Origin of the sequence: Pseudomonas sp. K5002 (assembly GCF_013386655.1) — a bacterium.
Lineage (GTDB): Bacteria > Pseudomonadota > Gammaproteobacteria > Pseudomonadales > Pseudomonadaceae > Aquipseudomonas.
Map to the genome: position 1 here is coordinate 1 of NZ_JACARK010000189.1, position 586 is coordinate 586.

The 586-nt window shown below is 64.0% G+C and carries 2 protein-coding genes; both read left to right on the forward strand.

Annotated features, from left to right (window positions below):
* Positions 1 to 347 (forward strand): sensor histidine kinase (locus HX846_RS10695; protein ID WP_178965363.1); only part of this gene is annotated, 347 nt, incomplete at its 5' end.
* Positions 341 to 586, forward strand: a 246-nt coding sequence (locus HX846_RS10700; protein ID WP_178965364.1) for a response regulator, incomplete at its 3' end; no start/stop codon positions are given. The genes HX846_RS10695 and HX846_RS10700, both read left to right, overlap by 7 nt.

The following is a 586-nucleotide window of genomic DNA, read 5'->3' on the forward strand; positions in this document are numbered from 1 at the left end:
ACGCGATCCGCCTCGAACAGGTGCTGATCAACCTGCTGCGCAACGCCCTCGACGCCATGGCCGACAAGCCACGCAAGCGCCTGGAGATCCGTCTGCACGCCGATCAGCAGCTATGGCACCTGACCGTCAGCGACAGCGGCGGCGGGATCGCCGAGGAAAACCTCAACAGCGTGTTCGACCCGTTCTTCACCACCAAGCCGGTAGGCGACGGGCTCGGCTTGGGACTCGCCGTGTCGTACGCTATCGTCCACGAACTTGGCGGGCGCCTTAGCGCCGGCAATCAAGGTGACGGGGCGATCTTTACCCTAACCTTGCCCATCGCGCTGGAGACACCAGACCTATGTTGAATGCGGTGATTGTGGTCGACGACGAAGCCAGCATTCGCACGGCCGTCGAGCAATGGCTGAGCCTGTCCGGCTTTGAGGTGCAGTTGTTCAGCCGCGCCGAGGAATGCCTGGCGCAATTGCCCCGGGACTTTCCCGGGGTGATCCTGAGTGACGTGCGCATGCCCGGCCTCAGTGGCCTGGAGTTGCTGGCTGAAGTGCAGCGGCGTGACGCCGACCTGCCGCTGATTCTGCTCACCGGC